10 protein-coding genes are annotated in these 19136 nt (G+C 47.1%); 1 reads left to right on the top strand and 9 read right to left on the bottom strand.

Features of this window, described 5'->3' with window-relative positions:
- Positions 1-120: 120 nt before the first annotated feature.
- The 9 genes from MHB43_RS14785 to MHB43_RS14745 all read right to left on the bottom strand — a co-directional run bounded on the left by MHB43_RS14785 (position 121) and on the right by MHB43_RS14745 (position 18168).
- Positions 121-2922: an alpha-mannosidase gene (locus MHB43_RS14785; protein ID WP_405132213.1), complete on the bottom strand. Its 2802-nt coding sequence runs from the start codon at positions 2920-2922 to the stop codon at positions 121-123.
- An 18-nt stretch (positions 2923-2940) separates the two neighbouring features.
- Positions 2941-3765, bottom strand: a complete 825-nt coding sequence (locus tag MHB43_RS14780) for a carbohydrate ABC transporter permease (protein WP_076211825.1) — start codon at positions 3763-3765, stop codon at positions 2941-2943.
- 22 nt (positions 3766-3787) lie between these two features.
- Positions 3788-4654 carry a carbohydrate ABC transporter permease gene (locus MHB43_RS14775; RefSeq protein WP_036608294.1) on the bottom strand — a complete coding sequence of 289 codons (867 nt, stop codon included), beginning with the start codon at positions 4652-4654 and terminating at the stop codon, positions 3788-3790.
- Positions 4655-4722: 68 nt separating this feature from the next.
- Positions 4723-6102: an extracellular solute-binding protein gene (locus MHB43_RS14770; protein ID WP_339184822.1), complete on the bottom strand. Its 1380-nt coding sequence runs from the start codon at positions 6100-6102 to the stop codon at positions 4723-4725.
- 79 nt (positions 6103-6181) lie between these two features.
- The gene (locus MHB43_RS14765; RefSeq protein WP_339184820.1) at positions 6182-7483 is read right to left on the bottom strand and encodes a glycoside hydrolase family 125 protein; all 1302 of its coding nucleotides are present in this window, start codon (positions 7481-7483) and stop codon (positions 6182-6184) included.
- Between the two features lie 223 nt (positions 7484-7706).
- The gene (locus tag MHB43_RS14760; RefSeq protein WP_339185395.1) at positions 7707-8879 is read right to left on the bottom strand and encodes a GntR family transcriptional regulator; all 1173 of its coding nucleotides are present in this window, start codon (positions 8877-8879) and stop codon (positions 7707-7709) included.
- A gap of 291 nt (positions 8880-9170) precedes the next feature.
- Positions 9171-14417, bottom strand: a complete 5247-nt coding sequence (locus MHB43_RS14755; protein WP_405132212.1) for a S8 family serine peptidase — start codon at positions 14415-14417, stop codon at positions 9171-9173.
- 652 nt (positions 14418-15069) lie between these two features.
- On the bottom strand, positions 15070-16503 hold the full coding sequence (locus tag MHB43_RS14750) for an exosporium glycoprotein BclB-related protein (protein WP_339184816.1): 1434 nt from the start codon (positions 16501-16503) through the stop codon (positions 15070-15072).
- Positions 16504-16707: 204 nt separating this feature from the next.
- The gene (locus MHB43_RS14745; protein ID WP_339184814.1) at positions 16708-18168 is read right to left on the bottom strand and encodes an alpha-L-fucosidase; all 1461 of its coding nucleotides are present in this window, start codon (positions 18166-18168) and stop codon (positions 16708-16710) included.
- A gap of 122 nt (positions 18169-18290) precedes the next feature.
- Between MHB43_RS14745 and MHB43_RS14740 the strand changes: the two genes are divergently transcribed.
- Positions 18291-19136, top strand: a complete 846-nt coding sequence (locus MHB43_RS14740) for an AraC family transcriptional regulator (RefSeq protein WP_339184812.1) — start codon at positions 18291-18293, stop codon at positions 19134-19136.

The following is a 19136-nucleotide window of genomic DNA, read 5'->3' as shown; positions in this document are numbered from 1 at the left end:
TTATAGCAAGCGATAAAGCCGTTATAGCCTTCAATAAGACAATATTTTGACTAACAAAAACCTCCTGTCCACACTACCGTGAACAGGAGGTTTCTATAATTATGATATGCAATAATTAACTCAACGTAAGCAATACCCTTGTGTAACGATTTTGTACCCGGATACCTTCTGGCTGTGCCCCTCCAACGTATCCTTAACCCGTTCCAGCACATCGCTCTCATAAACGGAGGCGCATTCAACTCCGGGCCGAACGTTCAATTCAACGGGTTCGGAGTTTAGATTATACCAGCGAGCAATCAAATCTCCTGTTTCCTCTGCGATCTTCAGTGTGGAGAATGCCAGTGTCGAACCTTGCGAATTCCACGCTAGCCATTGCTTCGATAGAGGTAATTCAACCTTCTGCCCATTAGCTCCGGCATGACCTTCTTGCTCAAATGTATACGCAAGTGTCCCTAGCTGCACAGTCGTCCACGGAATCGGATACGTATAGGCAGTTGCACATGCACCTGACTGCGCAGCATCACCGGCAAATGGTATAATCGCATATTCCACACTCTGATGTCCCAGACATTGGGCTTCCGGTGTTTCAAACACACCCCAATCTCCCAGCTCCGAAGAGGCACGCAGCAGCGTAATCGCAATCGTACTGCCCTCTTCATGCTGTAAAATCTCGTATTCATTCAACCCTTTGTTTGCAATCATCAAGCCATGGTCACCATCAGTCACATGTACAAATACTTGCTGATGCTGCGCATTACTTGGATTCACCCATTCTTTGGCCGGTGTATTGGAACGTTTGGCAATTTCAAAGATGGAATCTGCATAATGATTGTCTGTCACCAGTCCGGATGGAAAGAGTGCCCGCAGTCGATGATCCTTGGCCTGATTGTTAAATTCAGTCTTTACCTTGACCATATTACTGCCTGCTTCCAACGTATACGTTGTCGTAATCACAAGCGGAACGGTGTTCGGGGCTCGCTGCGCCTTTCGTTCTGTAAAAGGAACCATTTGGCGCTTCTCCAGCTCGAACAGTTCATCTGCTCCAGCCGGAATATCCCAGCGTAATACACTTTCCATAACTGCCCGGTACGGAGACTGCTCCACAATCCGCAGGTCTGCCTTCAGATGCTCCGTGGTCAGCGTTGTTTCTCCCTCAGGTTGACGATAGACGTATTCATTGCCGATATCACCGGTATTCTCATATGAATTCAATCCCCTGTATACAGCACCGGAGACCTTATCTTCAATCGTTACCGTACCATTCTCTTCAACCGTCACCCGCAATTGACCGTTCTCCATCATCATGCCCTGCACCTCGATGACGTCGCTCGTATCGGGCATCTCAGCAATCTCAGCAATCTCTGCTTGCTTCTCTACCCGAATAAGAGCATACGTCTTATAACCCAGAGAAGGTACATCCACCGCCTGGAAAGTCACTCTTACTTTACGAGCCATATAAGGCTGTCGGAAGCGATCCTTCGGAAGTTCATAGCCGAAATGTGCACCCAGATCCTTGATTTCTGCCGAATACGTACGTCCATCCGAATCGACCAGCTGATACACTGGCAGTGCGTCTTTTTCCACCTTCTGCGCAAGCGCCTGGGGATTAGGACCTTCTGGGAAAAATGCTTTGTCCACAATCAGGTCCATCTCGATGATTCCATTTCGATTCCACCCACTCGTGTTGAACACAGTGAACGGCACAGCTTCCTCTCCCCAAGCCTCAGCAGTTTGCACATGAATGGACTCAGCAATCGCCTGCGCACTCTGGGAAACCAATTTTTCTGCAAGTTGTCTGCTCTTGGCGAATCGGGTCACCATCTCACGGTGAACCTCATCGACACTGCACCCGCAGATGCTATCATGTGGGTGGTTCTGCATCAGCATCTTCCATGCATGCGTCAACAGATGGTGCGGATAATCTTTTACCCCGGCTATATGGGCCATGGCAGCGAGTGGTTCGGCTACTTTTTCAAGCAACGTCTGCCCCTGCTGATTCAACTGTTTCAGATACACCCGTGCGGATGCCGTATTCACCAGTGTTCCCCAACCATCCGTGTGCTGACTGCGAAGCTCGCCCTCAATAGTCGCCAGATGCTCAGGGACATTCTTCGTAACCGCGTCAATGTATTCGTCAAAATTGGAGTGGATAAATTCCACATCAGGATACAAGGCAGCTGCCGTGCGTAATGCCTCGGGAAGATCCGTCTGGATCGGCTGGTGATCACAACCATTCATGAACAACAGATGTGGAGTCGAGGCAAACTTCTCGGCATCCTCCAGATTTTTATCCCAATATACTCGGGCTTTCTCCGAATCAACGGGAACCTCCATCCCATTGCAGTACCAATTCGCGAACAAAATGCCGAGCACTTCCGAACCATCCGGCGAACGCCAGATCATCTCGGAATAGGGAGATTCGTAACTGTCTGCATCAACCACCGCATTATTGAATCCCGTAGGCTTTACCCCACGCCCAAAGATCGCGTTATGAATATCCGCCTGTTGCAGAATCTGCGGTGCCTGTCCCATATTTCCGAACGAGTCCGGGAAGTATCCCGTCTTGGATATCACACCCAAAGGTCGAGCATCACGATGCCCGATGAGCAGATTACGCAAGTTGGCCTCACTGCTGGTCAGAAACTCATCCTGCAACACATACCATGGACCAAAATGGATGCGTCCTTCACGAATATAACGGTCGAGCCTCTCCTGTTGTTCGGGCCGAACTTGCAAATAATCTTCACGAATAATCGTCTGCCCATCCAGATGGAAATAACGATATTCCAGGTCCTGATCAAGCGTGTCCAGCAGTTTATCCATCAGCTCAATGAGCAGTACATGATGGTGTTCATAAGGCATATACCATTCGCGATCCCAATGGGTATGCGAGATAAGATGTGCCGTCTTTTTGGTTGTCATGTTGCGTACCTCCTGTCGTTAACCTTTGGTTGCCCCGCCCATGCTGAAGCCCTTTGACATGTACCGCTGGGAGAAGATATATAACACAACCGAAGGCATTGTATAAAGTAGTGAGAATGCAGCCAATCTGCCGTATTCAACCATACCGTGACTGCCAAAGAATTGATAAATCGTGACTGATGCCGGAAGTTTCTCCGGTGTCTGGAGCAGGATGTATGGCACGAAGAAGTTGCCCCAACTTCCCGAAAAGGTAAATATCGCTATCGTTGCAATACCAGGCAACATCAATGGTGCCACAATTCGTCTCAATCCGTTCCACACGGATGCACCGTCGATCCATGCCGATTCTTCCAGATCAATCGGCACCGAATCCATGAAGTTTTTCATCATCCAGATACCGTAAGGAAGTGAGGATGCGGTCAGGAACAGCATCGTGGCAATGATGCTATTTTGCATTTTGAAGAACAGAAACATTTGAAATACCGGAACCATCACGGCAGTAATCGGAAGAGCTGTCATGAACAGAATCGATAACAGAAAGCTTTTTTTGAATCTCATTTCATAACGGGATAAAGGATAAGCAGCAAGAACTGATACCAGAACAACCAATATCGCTTGCCCTCCCGACAGAATAAGGCCTACACCGAATGAACGAAGATTGCTCGAATCCCCGAGCACATCCTTGAAATTTTGAATGGTCCAGGTACTGGGCATTTTGATGCCCTGTTGCGCGTTTGGGTCGAATGAAGCCAGAATGATCCAGAGCAGCGGCAATAAAAAACAGAGCCCTAGAAAGACTAGAATCCCGTACTGGATTTTACGTTGAAGCCCATGTTTGACCATTGGGATCGAACCTCCTTCATGGTTACACTTTCACTTTCATGGATCGCATGTAGAACAGGCTGGCGATAATACCGATGAACAACAGAACCAGAGATATGGCTGTGCCGTATCCAAATTGATAGTTCACAAAAGCCTGGTTGTACATGAAGATCGGCAAGGTTTGTGTCGAAGTACCCGGGCCACCACCCGTCATCGTATAGATCAGCGTAAATACACCCAGTGTCTGTAGGGTAACCAACATCATGTTGGTCACGATGGACCCTTTTACCATTGGAATCGTAATGTGTCTGACAATCTGGAACCCGGTGGCACTGTCAATAATCGCAGCTTCTTCAACTTCCTTCGGGATATCATCCAGTGCCGACTGATAGACCATCATTGAAAAGGCTGTGCCGTGCCAGATATTCGCGATAATGACACTCACCATAGGGAAACTGAACAACCAGGAGACTGGATTCGCTCCAAACCAGCCGAGGATCTGATTCAATGAACCATTGTCACTGAAAAAGGCCACCATACAGAAGGCCACGACAATCTCGGGTGTCACCCAACCGGCAATGACGATGATCCCGATGACCCGGCGGAACGTCACATTTTTCTCCTTCATTAGAAGGGCCAGTATGAACCCAAGCAACACCTGACCAATCACTGCGGAGAAGATGAGAAAAACCAGCGTGCGCCAGACACTAATCCGGAAGTCCGGATCATGGAACATATTAATGAAATTCTGGAATCCAACAAACTCCAAACTCTTGGCTGCCGCCCCGGTAAGAGCCATATTCGTAAAGGCAAAACAGATCGTCAGAATGATGGGAACAATGAAAAACACAAGTAATAACAGTACGGAAGGCATGAGAAACAGAAATGAACCTGGTGCTTTCCTTTTCATAAGTCACTCTCCATTCGAACCGGAAAAAGGGGAGATTTGTGCCTCCCCCTCCGAATATATCGATATCCTTATTTCTCTTCGATGCTTTCAGCGCCCAGGGAACGGGATACGTTGTCCTTCAATTGTGTAATTCCCTCTTCCGGCGTCAGCTTGCCAGAGGCAATACTCTCAACAATGCTTTGCAATTGTGCGGATACCGCTGCATATTGATCGTTCGCTGGACGGAAGTGGGCCACATTCAAGAGTTCCTGTGCTTCTTTGGTATATGGACGATCCGTATAACCTTCAACTTCCGTAGAATCATTACGTGGGCTGAGGCTACCTTCCGCTACTACGCGTGCAGTCGCATTTTCCTTATTCATCAGGAACTCGATAAATTTCCATGCTTCTTCCTTGTTCTTCGCCTGTGCAGGAACAGACCAAGCCCATCCTCCAGACATCGTAGTTGCTCCAGGTTCTTCCCCATTTTGTGTTGGGAATGGTGCAAAGCCTATCTTCTCTTCAACGTTGGCGATTGGAGCAGCACCGTTCTCGGCCCATGTCGAACCTGCCCAGCTACCATCTACAGCCATCGCCAGTTTGTCTTGCGGGAACTGTTGCTGGAATGCAATACTGCCAGCTTGTCCATTCAGGGCAACCTGCATGGTCGGACCAGTTTTATCCGTGTTAAACACTTGATCTATGAATTTGAAGGAATCCAGCAGCCCCGGGCTGTTCACGACCCATTTCTTGCTCGTGTCGTTATACAGCGTGTCCGCCGTACCATAGAGCAGCATTTCCAGTGTTTGCATGGTGACACCTTCCCCGTTTGCTTTGCCCACGATCATATTAAGTGGCGTCACACCCGGCAGCTTTTGCTTGATGGTACGTGCTGCTTCGAGTACTTCTGCCCAGCTTGCAGGTTTGAACGGAACTTCAAGTCCCGCCTGTTGAAACAGTTCCTTGTTGTACCAGATTCCGCGTGTATCCGAAGTAGCCGGAACGCCGTACACTTTGCCGTCTTCTCCGGTAACCCCTGCCTTCAGGTTGTCGATGATGTGATCTTCCCAATCAGACCATCCCTGAACCTGTGTATCCAGCGGCTCCAGATATCCCGCAGCAGCATCGGATTTGATGATGGATGTATCTTCGGCAATGACATCAGGCGCCGTATCCGGGGATTTCATCTGCAGAACCATTTTGGACGTATAATCACCCTCACTTGCCAGTACAGGCGCGATATTGATTTTGATATCCGGATTTTCTTTCTCGAATTGATCCACCAAGCCTGATTGGAAGAATTTCGTAAGTGTATCTTCAGATCCTGAAGAACGGAATGATACGGTTACTTCCTTCTTGCCATCACTGGTTGTGCCTGTACTTGAACTTCCACCCGAACAGGCTGTAGTAAGAATGAGCAAGGATGTCATAACTGCTGCTACCGGCATTTTCAATGATATTTTTCTCATGATTCGCTCTCCTCTTGTCGGAATTCAATGAACTCCGAACGTTATGATGTACTCGCAGGTTATCTCTTGCTTTCCTATCCTATTTCTGTACGCGGAATCCGCAATAATCCATCATCAGTTCACTAAAGAGCATGTTGGACCATGAAAACCATGGACGTGTATATTCATGTGGATTGTTGGCCGAAAAACCTTCATGGGTCAGTCCGGTATCCGCATCCGTCTTATGGATGAGCTGAAGCAATCGTAGTTTTTCATTGCGATCCTCCGTAGTCAGCCCCTGCATCGATAAAGCGATATGCCAGATGTACCCTTCCGGTGTATGCGGACTACCAATTCCCGCTGCTGCTGTTCCCTCATAAAAATACGGGTTGTGCGAGGATAGAATGAAACGGCGTGTATTCTGATACACCTCGTCGTTCTCCTCCACATATCCGAGATAAGGTAAAGACAGCAGGCTCGGCACATTGGCATCATCCATCAGATTGTAATTGCCTTTCCCATCCGTTTCGTATGCATATATGGTTCCATATTCCGGATGTTCAACGGTGCCATAATCCTGAATACCTATGTTGATCTGTTCCTCCAACTGCTGAGCAGTCGCTGCCAGCGTTTCATCCTCGAACACCGCTTCAGCAATTTCCTGTAGATATCGAAGCGCCACCACGGCGAACATATTGGATGGAATCAGATATCCATATTCACAGCGATCGTCGCTGGGACGGAATCCCGACCAAGTCATGCCTGTGTATACCGTTTCAGTACCTCGTCCCTCTCGGGTGAGCGTATCGGTTTCAGGAGCATCCAGACGTTGGAACGTGTAGGGTGATTTCGTCTCATGATGCTGTTCCACTTGCCATAACTGCATGATGACCTTGGCTGCTTTGCGGAACGTATCGTTGAATTGAGTTGTTCTGCCCGTGTTCTTCCACAAGAGGTAACTGAGTTGGATCGGGTAAGCCAGAGAGTCAATCTCATACTTCCGTTCCCAGATCCAATCATTCATCTGCGTCAGGTCTTGCTGATGTCCTTTTCCACTCTCCGTCTCATTAAAAGCGTTTGCATAAGGGTCCAGGAGAATATAATTCAGTTGACGTTCAACCAGTCCAGCGATCATGTCGGCAATATCTTCATCCTCTGAAGCGAGAACCAAATATGGTCTGACCTGAGCAGCAGAATCACGTAACCACATGGCAGGAATATCTCCCGTAATCACAAAAGTTGTTCCATCTTCTTTGCGCTGAATCGTGGTTGCCATCGTATTGGTAAAACAATTTTTGAACATTTGGTTAAGTTCCGGATATTCCGGCATACGTTTGTTAACCCGATCAATCATGTCGTATATCGAGGGGGAAATTTCTTGATCATCTCTGGGTGTCAGCATGTTGTCCTCCTTATGTAATCCAGTTTGTTAACCGCTTTCATCATCCTAAAACGAATATAATGTTATGTCAATATATTTATTTGTATATTAGCATGTTATTTTAATTTAACGGCATCAAATAACATACCATTCAAAGCAGTTCTCCCCATTTTATCCACACCAAAAAGAGGCCTCGTTTACACGAAGCCCCTGATTGAACACAATGAATATTAAGTTGCTATAATTAACCCTTTTGTTTCACCATACTCGTTGACTTACCCTTCACCAATTGGGCAGGCAAAACAACTCTGTTCACTGTCATTTCGTTATTTTGCATACTTTGAAGCACCATCTCAAATGCCTGTTTTCCCATATCAAACTGGCTTTGTCTCATATGGGTTACTCGGCTTCCTTCGGCAGCGTTTGGACTGTCAAAGCAAATGATGGACATATCTTCCGGGATTCTCAGACCAAGCCGATCCGCTGCCTGTTCTGCAAGTAAAGCAATATGATACTCCGCAGCAAAGAGTGCAGTAATCTGAGGGTATTTCTGTAAATGTTCCACCAGTGTCTCCACATCACGGACCTCGACTTGAGGATCAAACACACTTGGCAGTGTCGAAAGAAAAGATTCTAACCACAGTTCCCTGTTCACCAGAACTCCTTGATCATTGTGAGCCTCAATAATGCCTTCAATTCGTTCTTCGATCGGTGTAGTGTTCGCCGGAGGCTGCGTCAGAAAAGCGATGTGTCGGTGACCGAGATCGAACAGATAATTCGTCCCTTCTCGCGCCGCGCCTACATTATCCGTACTGACAGATGAAGCCGGGATGCCTTTCAAGTACCGGTCAATCAGGACAAACGGGAATTTATTAACGACCAGTTTAAGAATCTCATCGCTGAAATATTCACCCTGTGCCGGGAAAATAATCAATCCATCCACACCCAGTTCCAGCAGTTCCTGAATGCTCTGTTCCTCCTGTTCGGGAATCCCGAAGGAACGTCTAAGTACGAGAAAACAATCATGCTCTCGCGAAGCTTCTTCCATCCCATATAACAGTTCTGTACCATACATATCGCTGAAATTAGTAATGACCAGACCAATGAGCAGCTTCTTCTCTGGATCTTTGATCGCAGAACGCGGAGCAGGTCTGTTAGATCTTTCCTGTAACACATCTGCTGTGTCGGCTACAAAAGAACCCCGTCCCGGCTGACGAACAATTAATTGTTCACTCGCCAGCATCTCAAGCGCTTTTTTAGTTGTAATCCGGCTCACTCCGAATTCATCACATAATTCCTTCTCCGAAGGAACACGCTCACCCACTTGATATTGATGAAGCTGTATCCGTTCGCGCAAGGATTCAAAGATCTGTTCATACATCGGCTTGGATGCCGAATCTTTCCCCAATACAAGCACCTCCATAAATACCCATACTTCTCATGTTCTACATCCTAATATATCATGTTATATCATTAATGTGAAGAAAGGAGACAACTCACCTGCTTTCATGTGAGAACAAAAGAAAAAGCACCCCATGGATGCTTCATTTCCAAAAGTTTATTAATAAATTTATTTGGCGTAGATAAATTAGGCGTCAGATGTGAATCGAGATACAACAAAAAGCCGACAAGCCCTGATACCTCGGCTTATCGGCTTCTTGCTTACACGGTCAAAATGCAGTTATCGTCCAAGTCATACTTTGCATAATTAAGGTTGCAGACCCTCAGCGGACGGTGGACTCACTTCCGTTCCATTCTCTTCAGGGCTCGAATCTGGTTCTGGAACGGATTGTTCTTGTGCTGCGCTGACGAACAATCGTCCAGCTGCTTCCGCTTCTACTTTGTTGCCTGCTGCATCCTGAGCACGAATCACAATGACTCCACCATCCAGAACAAGGGATGAAGGTGTTGTGTACGTACCCGTGTAACGACCAGGTTCAGTCTCCAGCAATGGAATCTCTCCTGCGCCTTGGTCATTCAGATTCAAAGGTAACTGAATACGGAAAGATGCTTGCAGACCAGGTTTACTGTCAAATGAAACGGTAACACTCTCCCCTGATGTGATTCGAACATCCTCAGCCGGAGTAATATTCGTAAGTTCTGGCAACGCCGTTTCCACATAGACGGTGCGGGTTACAGTTGTTTTGTTACCAGCGATATCGGTTGCTGTAATGGTAATTGTGTTCTCGCCTTCATTGACCAATACACGGTGACTGAAGCTTCTGTCTTTACCCACTTGTACGGTTTGTCCGTTAACGGTTACCTTATCGAGGAATTGTTCCACGACATTACCCGTTACGTGAACCACTTCTGCATTGATGCGATCCCCTTGAGCTGGCGTGAGAATCGTTAACTCTGGTTTGGTCTGATCCAGAATAATGACTATGGGGAGTGAACGGTCCGTTGTTTTACCGTCTACCACTGCCTCCGCAGTAATCGCATTAATGCCAGAACGGAGCTTCACACCGTATGAGAACTTCCCATTTGCCACTGTTGTGGTGCCAGCCAGATCCTTGCCGTTGTAGATCTTGATCTGAGCTCCAGATGCCGGAGACGTTCCCGACACAGTAAAGGTCGATTGATTCGTATACGTGTTTGCAGGTACTGTGAGCACAGGTGCATTTACCGGATATCTCACGACTGCACGAATCATGTAATTGCCTTCTTCTACCGGTGAAGTACTCCATGCTCCGCTTACACGCTGCCAGCTTCGACCAGCATTCGTACCATTCTCATCGGTAGCGAGTCCCGGAGCACTTGTTCCGGCTACGCTTTGTACATACACGATATAGAAGTCACCCGTTACAATGACCGGTTCTGGGAATTCAACGGTTGTCCATTGATCGTTACGAAGTGCAGTACCGTCGAATGGTCCAGCCAGCTGTGGTCCTGGAGCTCCACCCGCACCCGATGCATCATATACGGCATATTGGAACGTTGTACCTCCAGGCACAGGCCACTCTGTGTTCCAGAATCGGAACGATGCACCTGTCAGTTGAGCGGTCTCCAGCTCTGGTGTCATTCGAACTGCCCAAGCGTTATCCGCAGCGTTAAAAGCTCGTGCGTTCTCTGCTGATCCATCATCATAAGCAATTTCCCCTGGGAAACCGATGAATGGTTTCAAGGCAACATTTGCCTCTGCTGTCCCATTACCAGGTACAGTTACAGTTACGGTTTTACTGTAATAATCCGCAGCCCGGATGGACAGGGTATAACTTCCTTCCAATACCTGAATATTGAAGCTGCCATCTGAACCTGTGCGAACTTCACCTATATTGGCATCTTCCACCACGAGGACGGAAGCATCAGCCAATGGTTGGCCTGTCCGCTCATCGGTTACTACACCTTCAATCTGCCCATGCGGGATTTCCTCCAGATTAAAGTTGGCTTTGGCACCATTGCCATCCGTGATCGTTACCTGCTGAGTTTGAGGATAATATCCATATGCTTCAGCTTTTAACGTGTAATCACCTGCTACGTGTGTGAAATTATACTTGCCTGTAGCTGGATCTGTCTTCACCGAACGTCCGGTTTCCAGTACGGTAACCGTTGCACTTGCAGGCAGGCTTTGTGGATTAACCGAACCTGTTTCTGGTTTTTCAACTTCCGGTTGTTGCTGTTTCGTTTTGTTAAATTCCGCTTTGTCTGTCCGCGAAATTTTGTACCATGGATTATCATAGGACGGTTTTGGTTTGTCATTGTTAAGCACAACCGCACTGTCCTCCGTTACCGTCTCCGCAGCAACTCCCAGTACACGGAAATCATCAATGAACCAGCCTGTCTTCACAACACTGTTGTCTGAGGTCAGGCGGAACCGGAATTGAACTTCATTACCGGTAAGTGCATCCAGATCATAAAATACGGGTGTCCATTGTTTACCGTTTGTAGTATGAGAGAATTTGCCCAATTCTGACCATGTGGTCCCACCATCCTTGGTGACTTCCACATATCCGTAGTCGTATCCACTCTCAATCTCGTACCAATGATTAAACGTAAGTGTTCCTTCGGATACATCCGTCAAATCAATGACCGGAGATACGAGTGAATAGTTGGAACCACTCTCGTACGTATTGTCGAGATCGGTCGCCCAGACATTCGGTGGAGAAACCGCGCTGGCAGGACCCGTTACCGGAATACCGCGTTCCCACTCATCTTTGGTTCCTGAATGAGTCCAGCCATTATCATCACTGCCATCGAAATGATCGATGTAGATATCCTGAGGCACCTCTACTGTAATGGAGACCTCATTCGATTTGTCGCTTTCATTGCCACTATAATCAAGTGCGGAAACGGTATAATAATACGTCGAATCTGTCACCGTAGCCGTATCTGTAAACGTTGTTCCTGTTGCAGTTCCAATGGATTCATAACCTGAACCTGCGGTTGTGGAGCGATATACGATATAGGATTCGAGATCCTCATCACTCGGACCCGTCCAGCTCAAGGCTACATTACCAAGAATATCGGCCGTCGCAGACAATCCGGCAGGTGCGCCTGGAGCAATCTCATCCAGCTCTTCTACAGCGAAATCATCAATGTACCAGCCAGCTTTTTGCAATGAATTATCGCTCGTCAGATTGAACTTGATGAACACCTGCTGTCCCGCGTATTCGCGAAGATCCACATATTGTGTCTTCCAATTGCCACCTGTACCCGTGAAGGTTAACAGCTCTTCGAACACATAATCGCTATCCTCGGAAGCGATGTATACCTTGCCGAAGTCGATGTTATTCTCCAAGTCATACCAGTGCTTGAAGGATAACAATGCCCCTTCCGGACTCTCGGTGAGATCAATTGGCGGCGCAAGCAGATATGCATTGCTATTCGCCACATAAGTTCCTTGCAGATTGGTTGCAATCACCTTGTCACCGGAGTATGCACTTCCAGGACCACTGGTTGGTGCTCCCCATACCCAAGTACTTCCGGTTCCGCCAGTCGTGAAGCCCAGCTGATCTTCTTCAAAATCCTGAAGGTACCCTGGCTGAACACCATTGGACACAGCCACTTTATATACCTGACTTTCGAATCCGTTGTTGCCGTAATCATTTACGCGGATATAATACTCTACACCTTGTGGCTCAATGAGAAAAGCAGGGATTGTCGCTGTATATGTCCCATCTTTGTTATCCCCAGCAATCCGGTTCATCGGTAGATAAACGTACTGGTTGGTACCTGTCGTTTTGGCAAAAGCCTCGACGGAGACTACTGCGACGTTATCTGTCACATGAGCGGTTAATGGTATATCAATGCCTGTAAAGGCTGAATTAACAGGGGTATGTGCCAGTACTGGCTCTTCCAGATCATCTCCGGCTGTAACCACTCTGCCGGATACTGTGCCGATCCCTTCGAGTACAGAACCCACAGCATCAAGGGCATTAATAATGCCGTGACCGTAGCCGTTATTAGGAGAGGTCGGATACTGACTATCCGTTCTCGGCGTGGCTGTATCTGTAATGATCTGCTCCAGCTGATCCACCGTAAGGGAATGATTGGCCTGAAGCAGCAGTGCAGCAAGTGCAGTTGTATGCGGGCCTGCCATGGATGTTCCGTTCCAGCCTCCCTCATATACTCCGCCCGGAACTGATGAACGGATATTCACCCCAGGGGCAGATACTTCCGGTTTGATCTCATCATACGGGGATGGGCCCAGCAGGGAGAAGGAACCCAGATTACCATTGATATCTGTGGCTCCCGTTGCGAAGCTTTCGGGATAATTGGCCGGGTTCGCAACGGAGCCGGGACCACCCGGATTCGTCAGTGTTACATTTCCCGCAGAGAATTCGGGAAAAATCTGCGCATCACGCCAGGCTTGAACCATAGGTCGGAACCATTCATCAAGTCCCGGGCCGCCGCCCCATGAGTTGTTGACGACATCCGGTGCAAGTTCAGGATGCAGATTGCCTTCCGCATCAACCGGAGCGATCAACCACTGTCCGCCATCCAGAATGATGGCATCTGTTGTCTCCGGATTGAATATCCGCACACCAATCCACTTCGCACCGGGAGCAACCCCGATCTGGTTGGTGCCATCTGCTTCAGAGCCAACCATCGTACCCATCGTGTGCGTACCATGCCCGTCTCCGTCCGCAGGGAGGGAAGCATTACTGTGCGGATCATACCAGCTCAGTTCGGGATCAACGATATTGCCTGAAGCATCCAGTCCCCGCCATTTGCTGCGAAGCGCCGGATGGGTATAATCTACACCACTGTCCAGATTGGCAACAACAATCCCTGTTCCATCGATGCCCCGATCCCACACGGCTGGCGCATTGATGTAATCCAGGTTCCATTCCACGTTTTCTGTCGCAAGCTTGTCTTTTGCAGCAGGCTCTTTGTCTTTGACTCCGACTGAAGAGTCTTTAGCTGGCGTTTGGACAGCATCTTTGCCTGATACCGCATTCGCCGGTTCTTTACTCACTTCGGCTTTCTGTAAGTATCGTGTCTCATTCGGTAGAATCTTCTCCACCTCAGGCAGCAGCGCAATCTGTTCCATGACTTCTTTGGTACTCGTTACTGCCAGTGAATTGACAATAAAATAGCTTTTATATTCTTTGACCTTGCCCAGGTCAACTTCCTTTTCCAGATAAGTTTCCAATGGATATTGTGTACGTGAGGCCGTTTCCCGCAGAGAGCTGACGACCGAATTCCGGACGGACAGCTTCGTTGCTGAAGCCGTTTGTTTGGCGATAGTCGCCTTTTCCAGGGCCTGTTTGGAGACTGCTGCTGTATCCACCTGTTCCTTCATTTTCACCAGATAGGTAACATATTCACTACCATCAAATTCTTTGGTCAACTTGGCGTTTACTTTGGACTCCGTAACTTTAGCAAGTCCAGATTTCATATCCAATTTGGATGATGTGGAGTTTTCAGCTGAAACCGGATGAATGATCGAAAATGCAAGGAGAAGCGAGAGCCCCATGGAGATGGGCTTGCGTAACCGATTAATCTTTATCAAACTTTTCCACTCCTTTTACCCGGTTTTTTGATTTAGTCTGGTACATATGCCCTTCTCTGCAGAATAAAACGGTAAAATAACCTTTATTGCGGACGAAATAGATACCCTGGATTTCACATAAAGCCTCACCTCCTTTACAGGTCTGGTTAGGAATCAATATGAGTCAGAAGAGATAACAGATCAGTCTATGTTTATTACTTGGAAGTTTAGGAGATTGAAAGAATCGGATTAAACCATGTGAGTGAATGTCTATAAGCATTCATGTGGAAGGGTAATCTGGAGCGTTAGCAGAACGCTTGCTAAGGAGTGGTGGATATGACTTTCGATCGTGATTCGAGTGAGTAGTCAAATATTTTAATTACATATAATAGTCGATTAGGAATTTAATTGGATTTTATTGGTATAGTATAAAATCATTATTCGATATATACAAGCACTTTATTGAAAAATATAGAAAATAAGTCTATTTAATGCTTTTATGTGTCTAATGTCGCTTACGTATTTCAGCTTATTTTTCGTATTTCTGCATGTTTTTGATGAATAATAGCTTTTCAAAGTTCTATATAACCAAGACTTTATGCTCAAAATTTCAAATCAAGAAAAAGAACGACATGAGAACTCCCATGTCGTTCATATCAAAATTTATATCTCATCATGTAATGTTCACGCCGCCACTTGCATAACCAACAACGGTATTCACAAGAGAAAGTCCAGTTGCCGTGGCGGAGAATACAAGCAGAAGACGTGTCTGTGCAGTCACCGGTATAGCCAATCCGGTTGTTATACCATTGGAGATACTACCCAATGCAATAATACCGGTGAGTGGAGGTGCCAGTGTAACGACCGCCCCCGGAACCGCAGTAAATGCATTATCAGGAGTAGGTGAACTGAATAATTGCGCAGTGATGGTCACCGTGGAACCAACCAGGGCCAAGGCTGCTGTGGTACTGAAATAGGCAGCAATGGAAGTTATAACGCCATCCCGTGGAACAGAGAACGCAAAGTTAATGAGTGGTCCAACAATCGTTCCCGTTAAATCAATGGTGCCACCCAGAATGCTGACTCCGGTTGCCGAGCTGCCGAAACCGATAAGGCTTGTCGTTCCGACCAGTCCACCAAGAACCGTTGTTAATATGGCAGGTCCGCCAGAAGCAAACGGTATAATGGCGCCCGAACCCGTAGCTCCTGTAACACCAGTGCTTCCAGTAACTCCCGCAATCCCTGTTGCGCCGGTAGCCCCGGTTACCCCTGCAATTCCGGCTGCACCCGTTGCCCCGGTGACTCCCGCTAGTCCAGCTGCACCCGTATTCCCTGTGACTCCGGTGACTCCTGCTACGCCAGGATCACCTGTTGCTCCTGTAACGCCCGCTGCCCCAACAGCTCCTGTACTCCCCGTTGCACCTGTGGCTCCTGTTGCGCCACCTGCTGGGCCTGCCGCACCCGTTGCGCCAGTAGCACCTGCTGGACCTACACCACCCTGAGAACCTGCAGGGCCAGCCGGGCCTTGTGGACCAGGTACGCCCTGAGGACCCGCTGGCCCTGCAGGTCCTACCGGACCTTGACTCCCTATGTTTCTAAGCCCTGTTGTGATAGCCAATTCGGTCGCCCGGATTAAAATGACCAGTTTATCTTTCTCGCACGAATCGATATTCCCCTGTAAAATGACAGATAGGAGCACATCCAGCAATTGCTGCAAATTGGTTCCCACACTGATCGGAGAAAATGGAACGGCCTCTACAGATACAATGGTAAGCTCCAAGACCGCTTCGAGGTCTGCCTTGGTTCCCTTTTTCAAATCCGAATGATGAACCAGAGCCAGTAATTTACGCAGTACCTCAATCAGAAGTGAAACATTGTGCGGAGTGGGATTGGCAAAAACCTGTACAATTGCGCCCTTCAACTCACCAATTAATTTGAGAAGCAATTCGGCTTCTTTGTCAAAACACTTATGATGATGGTTATTCTGGTGATTATGATGGTGCTCGTGATGGTGTTCTTGTTGCTGCTCTTGGGGATGGTCACAGTCCTCAGCTTTTTTTTTCTTAAATCCGCTCCAACCATATCTGATGCGTTTCTTTGGTTTCATCTTTTTTGCAGATCCTCCTTAGTGAGTCTCAATCATTCCATTACGGGCGAACATCATTGGTGTGATGGTATCAGTATATTAGCAAGTAAGAATTTCGTGATTATTATATGAGTAGTAGCCCAACCAAAAGAGCGCTATCCGATGAGTACAATACTCCTGGATGCGCCCTTTTTATATTTACAGTATTCAATTTATCTTTGTTGATTAGTCCAATTTAATTTTGAAAACAATAGGCGCATTACTTTTCACAGTTGTCGTTGTGATCGTCAGTGCGTCCGCTGTTCTCTCCCATTGCGGCTGTTCTTCATAGCCAAGTACCTGAATATCTTGAATGACCCCTTGATAATGGTGAGAATTTTCCTTCAGGGATTTAATCTGCACCACTCCGTTATCTGGATAAGCAAGAACCGTGGCATACAGACTGCTTTCTTTTAACGTAAACCGTATATCTTCACTCGTAAATATCTTCGTATCCCCATCCGTGAATTGCCCCTCCTTCACCTCTGTCGGACCCTCGCCAAACGTACGCCAGAATGACGTGTCATAGATCGCTTCCCCATTCACTTCCAGCCACTTGCCAATGCTCAGCAAAATGTCGCGATCTTCTTCCGGTATGCTGCCATCTGCTTTGGGACCAATGTTCAGCAGTAAATTTCCGTTTTTGCTTACAATATCGACGAGATCCCGAATGATCTCCTCAGCCGTTTTATAGTTATTATCTTCCGTATAACACCATGAGTTTTTAGCGACAGCTGTATCCGTTTGCCAAAAATAGGGCTTAAGCTCAGCGAACTGTCCCCGCTCCACATCCGGAACGGCAGTACCAAACATATAGGCCTCATGTTTATAATTGATAGCTACAGGCACACCCCATTCTTCACCTTTGTTATAATAATAGGCAGCAAATTTTTTAAGATAGGGTTTGAACGCAACCGTTTGAATCCACCAATCGAAATAGAAGACCTTTGGCTGATATTGATCGACCAGTTCACAGCAGCGAATCAACCAGTCCTCCAGATACTCCTCGGTTGGAGGTGAGTCATACAAGTCGAAGTGATCCTTGGGTTCAGGCATGGCAGGCCAATAGAAATCCCCACGCTCCAGGGGTTCCTTAATATCTGAATCAAACGCCTTCCCGTGAGACATGAAGAACCAGTGCTCGGCGCGGTGAGACGACACACATAAGGTCAGCCCCTGCTTCTCGTATGCAACCTTCATCTCACCCAGAAGATCCCGTTTGGGGCCCATTTCATATGTGTTATAGTGAGAGATAGAGCTTTTGTACATCTGAAAACCATCATGGTGCTCAGCCACAGGCATAACATATCTGGCTCCAGCCTGTTTGAATAACGTTGCCCATTCGTCTGCATCGAACTTCTCTGCACGAAACATCGGAATGAAGTCTTTATATCCAAAGTCCTTATGAGGCCCATACACCTCAAGGTGATGTTCATAAGCTTTGGTGCCTTGTATGTACATATTTCGCGAATACCATTCGCTATCATAGGCCGGTACAGAGTATAGCCCCCAGTGAATGAATATACCGAATTTCGCTTTTGGGTACCATTCGGGAACTTGAAAGGCGCTAAGCGAACTCCAATTGTCCTTGAATTTACCGCTCTTAATCGTTGCTTCAATCTGTTGCAAATATTCGTTTTTGTCCATGAGATGTTCTCATCCCTTCTGTTATTGTCTGTAGCTGTATTGTAGTGCTACAGCCGAAGGATAGACATGCAGAACACTAACTTTTAGATGGACAATAATAACCTTGTATGGAGATGAAAAGTATGAATCACCAAACTTTGCTTACGAACTACCTGTCCAATCTCCAAGTCGAATTATTTATGGTCAACTACAATCGGTGCGATACGGATTGGCGGGACCTGGATTACACGCCTGATTACAGCAAGTTTTATTTCATATGCGAAGGTGAAGGTTGGCTCAAAATTGGGGATGAGGAGTACTATCCTGCGCCTAATCAGCTTATTTTAATGCCAGAGGGGATCAAACAGTCTTATTCTGCCATTAACGACCGTCCTTTTCTCAAATATTGGTGTCACTTTAGCGCGAAGGTTGGGGGAATCAATTTGTTCCAAATTCTGAAATTCCCACACATCTGTACGATAGATCAACCTGAGTTGATTCAAGCAATCTTCAGCAGTATCCTTACATATGCAAAATCCGATGAAGTCTATGCCCATATGATGGCCAAGAGCAAACTGACCGAGTTACTATCCCACTATCTAATGAATCTGGATCTGGATCAGATCTCTTTTATTAACGTTCCTGTCATGGAGAAACTGTCTACCATCCTGGCTTATATTGATTCCAACATCGAAGAGAATATTTCGGTTCAGGATCTGGCTCAGATCGCCTACATGCATCCAAATTATTTCATTCGATTCTTCAAGCAGCAGATCGGAGTTCCTCCGATCCTCTATATTACTGGCAAAAAAATCGATAAGGCCAAGGAGTTGCTGGCCTGCACCCCGAACACAATAACTGCCATTGCCGAACATCTCGGTTTCAGTGATTTGTACTATTTCTCCAGACAGTTCAAAAAACATACAGGGTTAACTCCAACGGAGTACCGCAAACAAAAAACGTTACTTACAACGAAACATGGTCTGTAA

This window comes from Paenibacillus sp. FSL H8-0317 (assembly GCF_045040685.1).
GTDB lineage: Bacteria > Bacillota > Bacilli > Paenibacillales > Paenibacillaceae > Paenibacillus.
The sequence above is the reverse complement of the archived record's forward strand: the minus strand, read 5'-3'. Positions and strand labels throughout refer to the sequence as shown.

Excerpts from the sequence above, each read along its gene's own strand:
- MHB43_RS14775 (WP_036608294.1), bottom strand. The coding sequence starts at position 4,654 with ATGAAAAGGAAAGCACCAGGTTCATTTCTGTTTCTCATGCCTTCCGTA.
- MHB43_RS14745 (WP_339184814.1), bottom strand. The coding sequence starts at position 18,168 with ATGGACAAAAACGAATATTTGCAACAGATTGAAGCAACGATTAAGAGC.
- MHB43_RS14750 (WP_339184816.1), bottom strand. The coding sequence starts at position 16,503 with ATGAAACCAAAGAAACGCATCAGATATGGTTGGAGCGGATTTAAGAAA.
- MHB43_RS14770 (WP_339184822.1), bottom strand. The coding sequence starts at position 6,102 with ATGAGAAAAATATCATTGAAAATGCCGGTAGCAGCAGTTATGACATCC.
- MHB43_RS14765 (WP_339184820.1), bottom strand. The coding sequence starts at position 7,483 with ATGCTGACACCCAGAGATGATCAAGAAATTTCCCCCTCGATATACGAC.
- MHB43_RS14785 (WP_405132213.1), bottom strand. The coding sequence starts at position 2,922 with ATGACAACCAAAAAGACGGCACATCTTATCTCGCATACCCATTGGGAT.
- MHB43_RS14740 (WP_339184812.1), top strand. The coding sequence starts at position 18,291 with ATGAATCACCAAACTTTGCTTACGAACTACCTGTCCAATCTCCAAGTC.
- MHB43_RS14780 (WP_076211825.1), bottom strand. The coding sequence starts at position 3,765 with ATGGTCAAACATGGGCTTCAACGTAAAATCCAGTACGGGATTCTAGTC.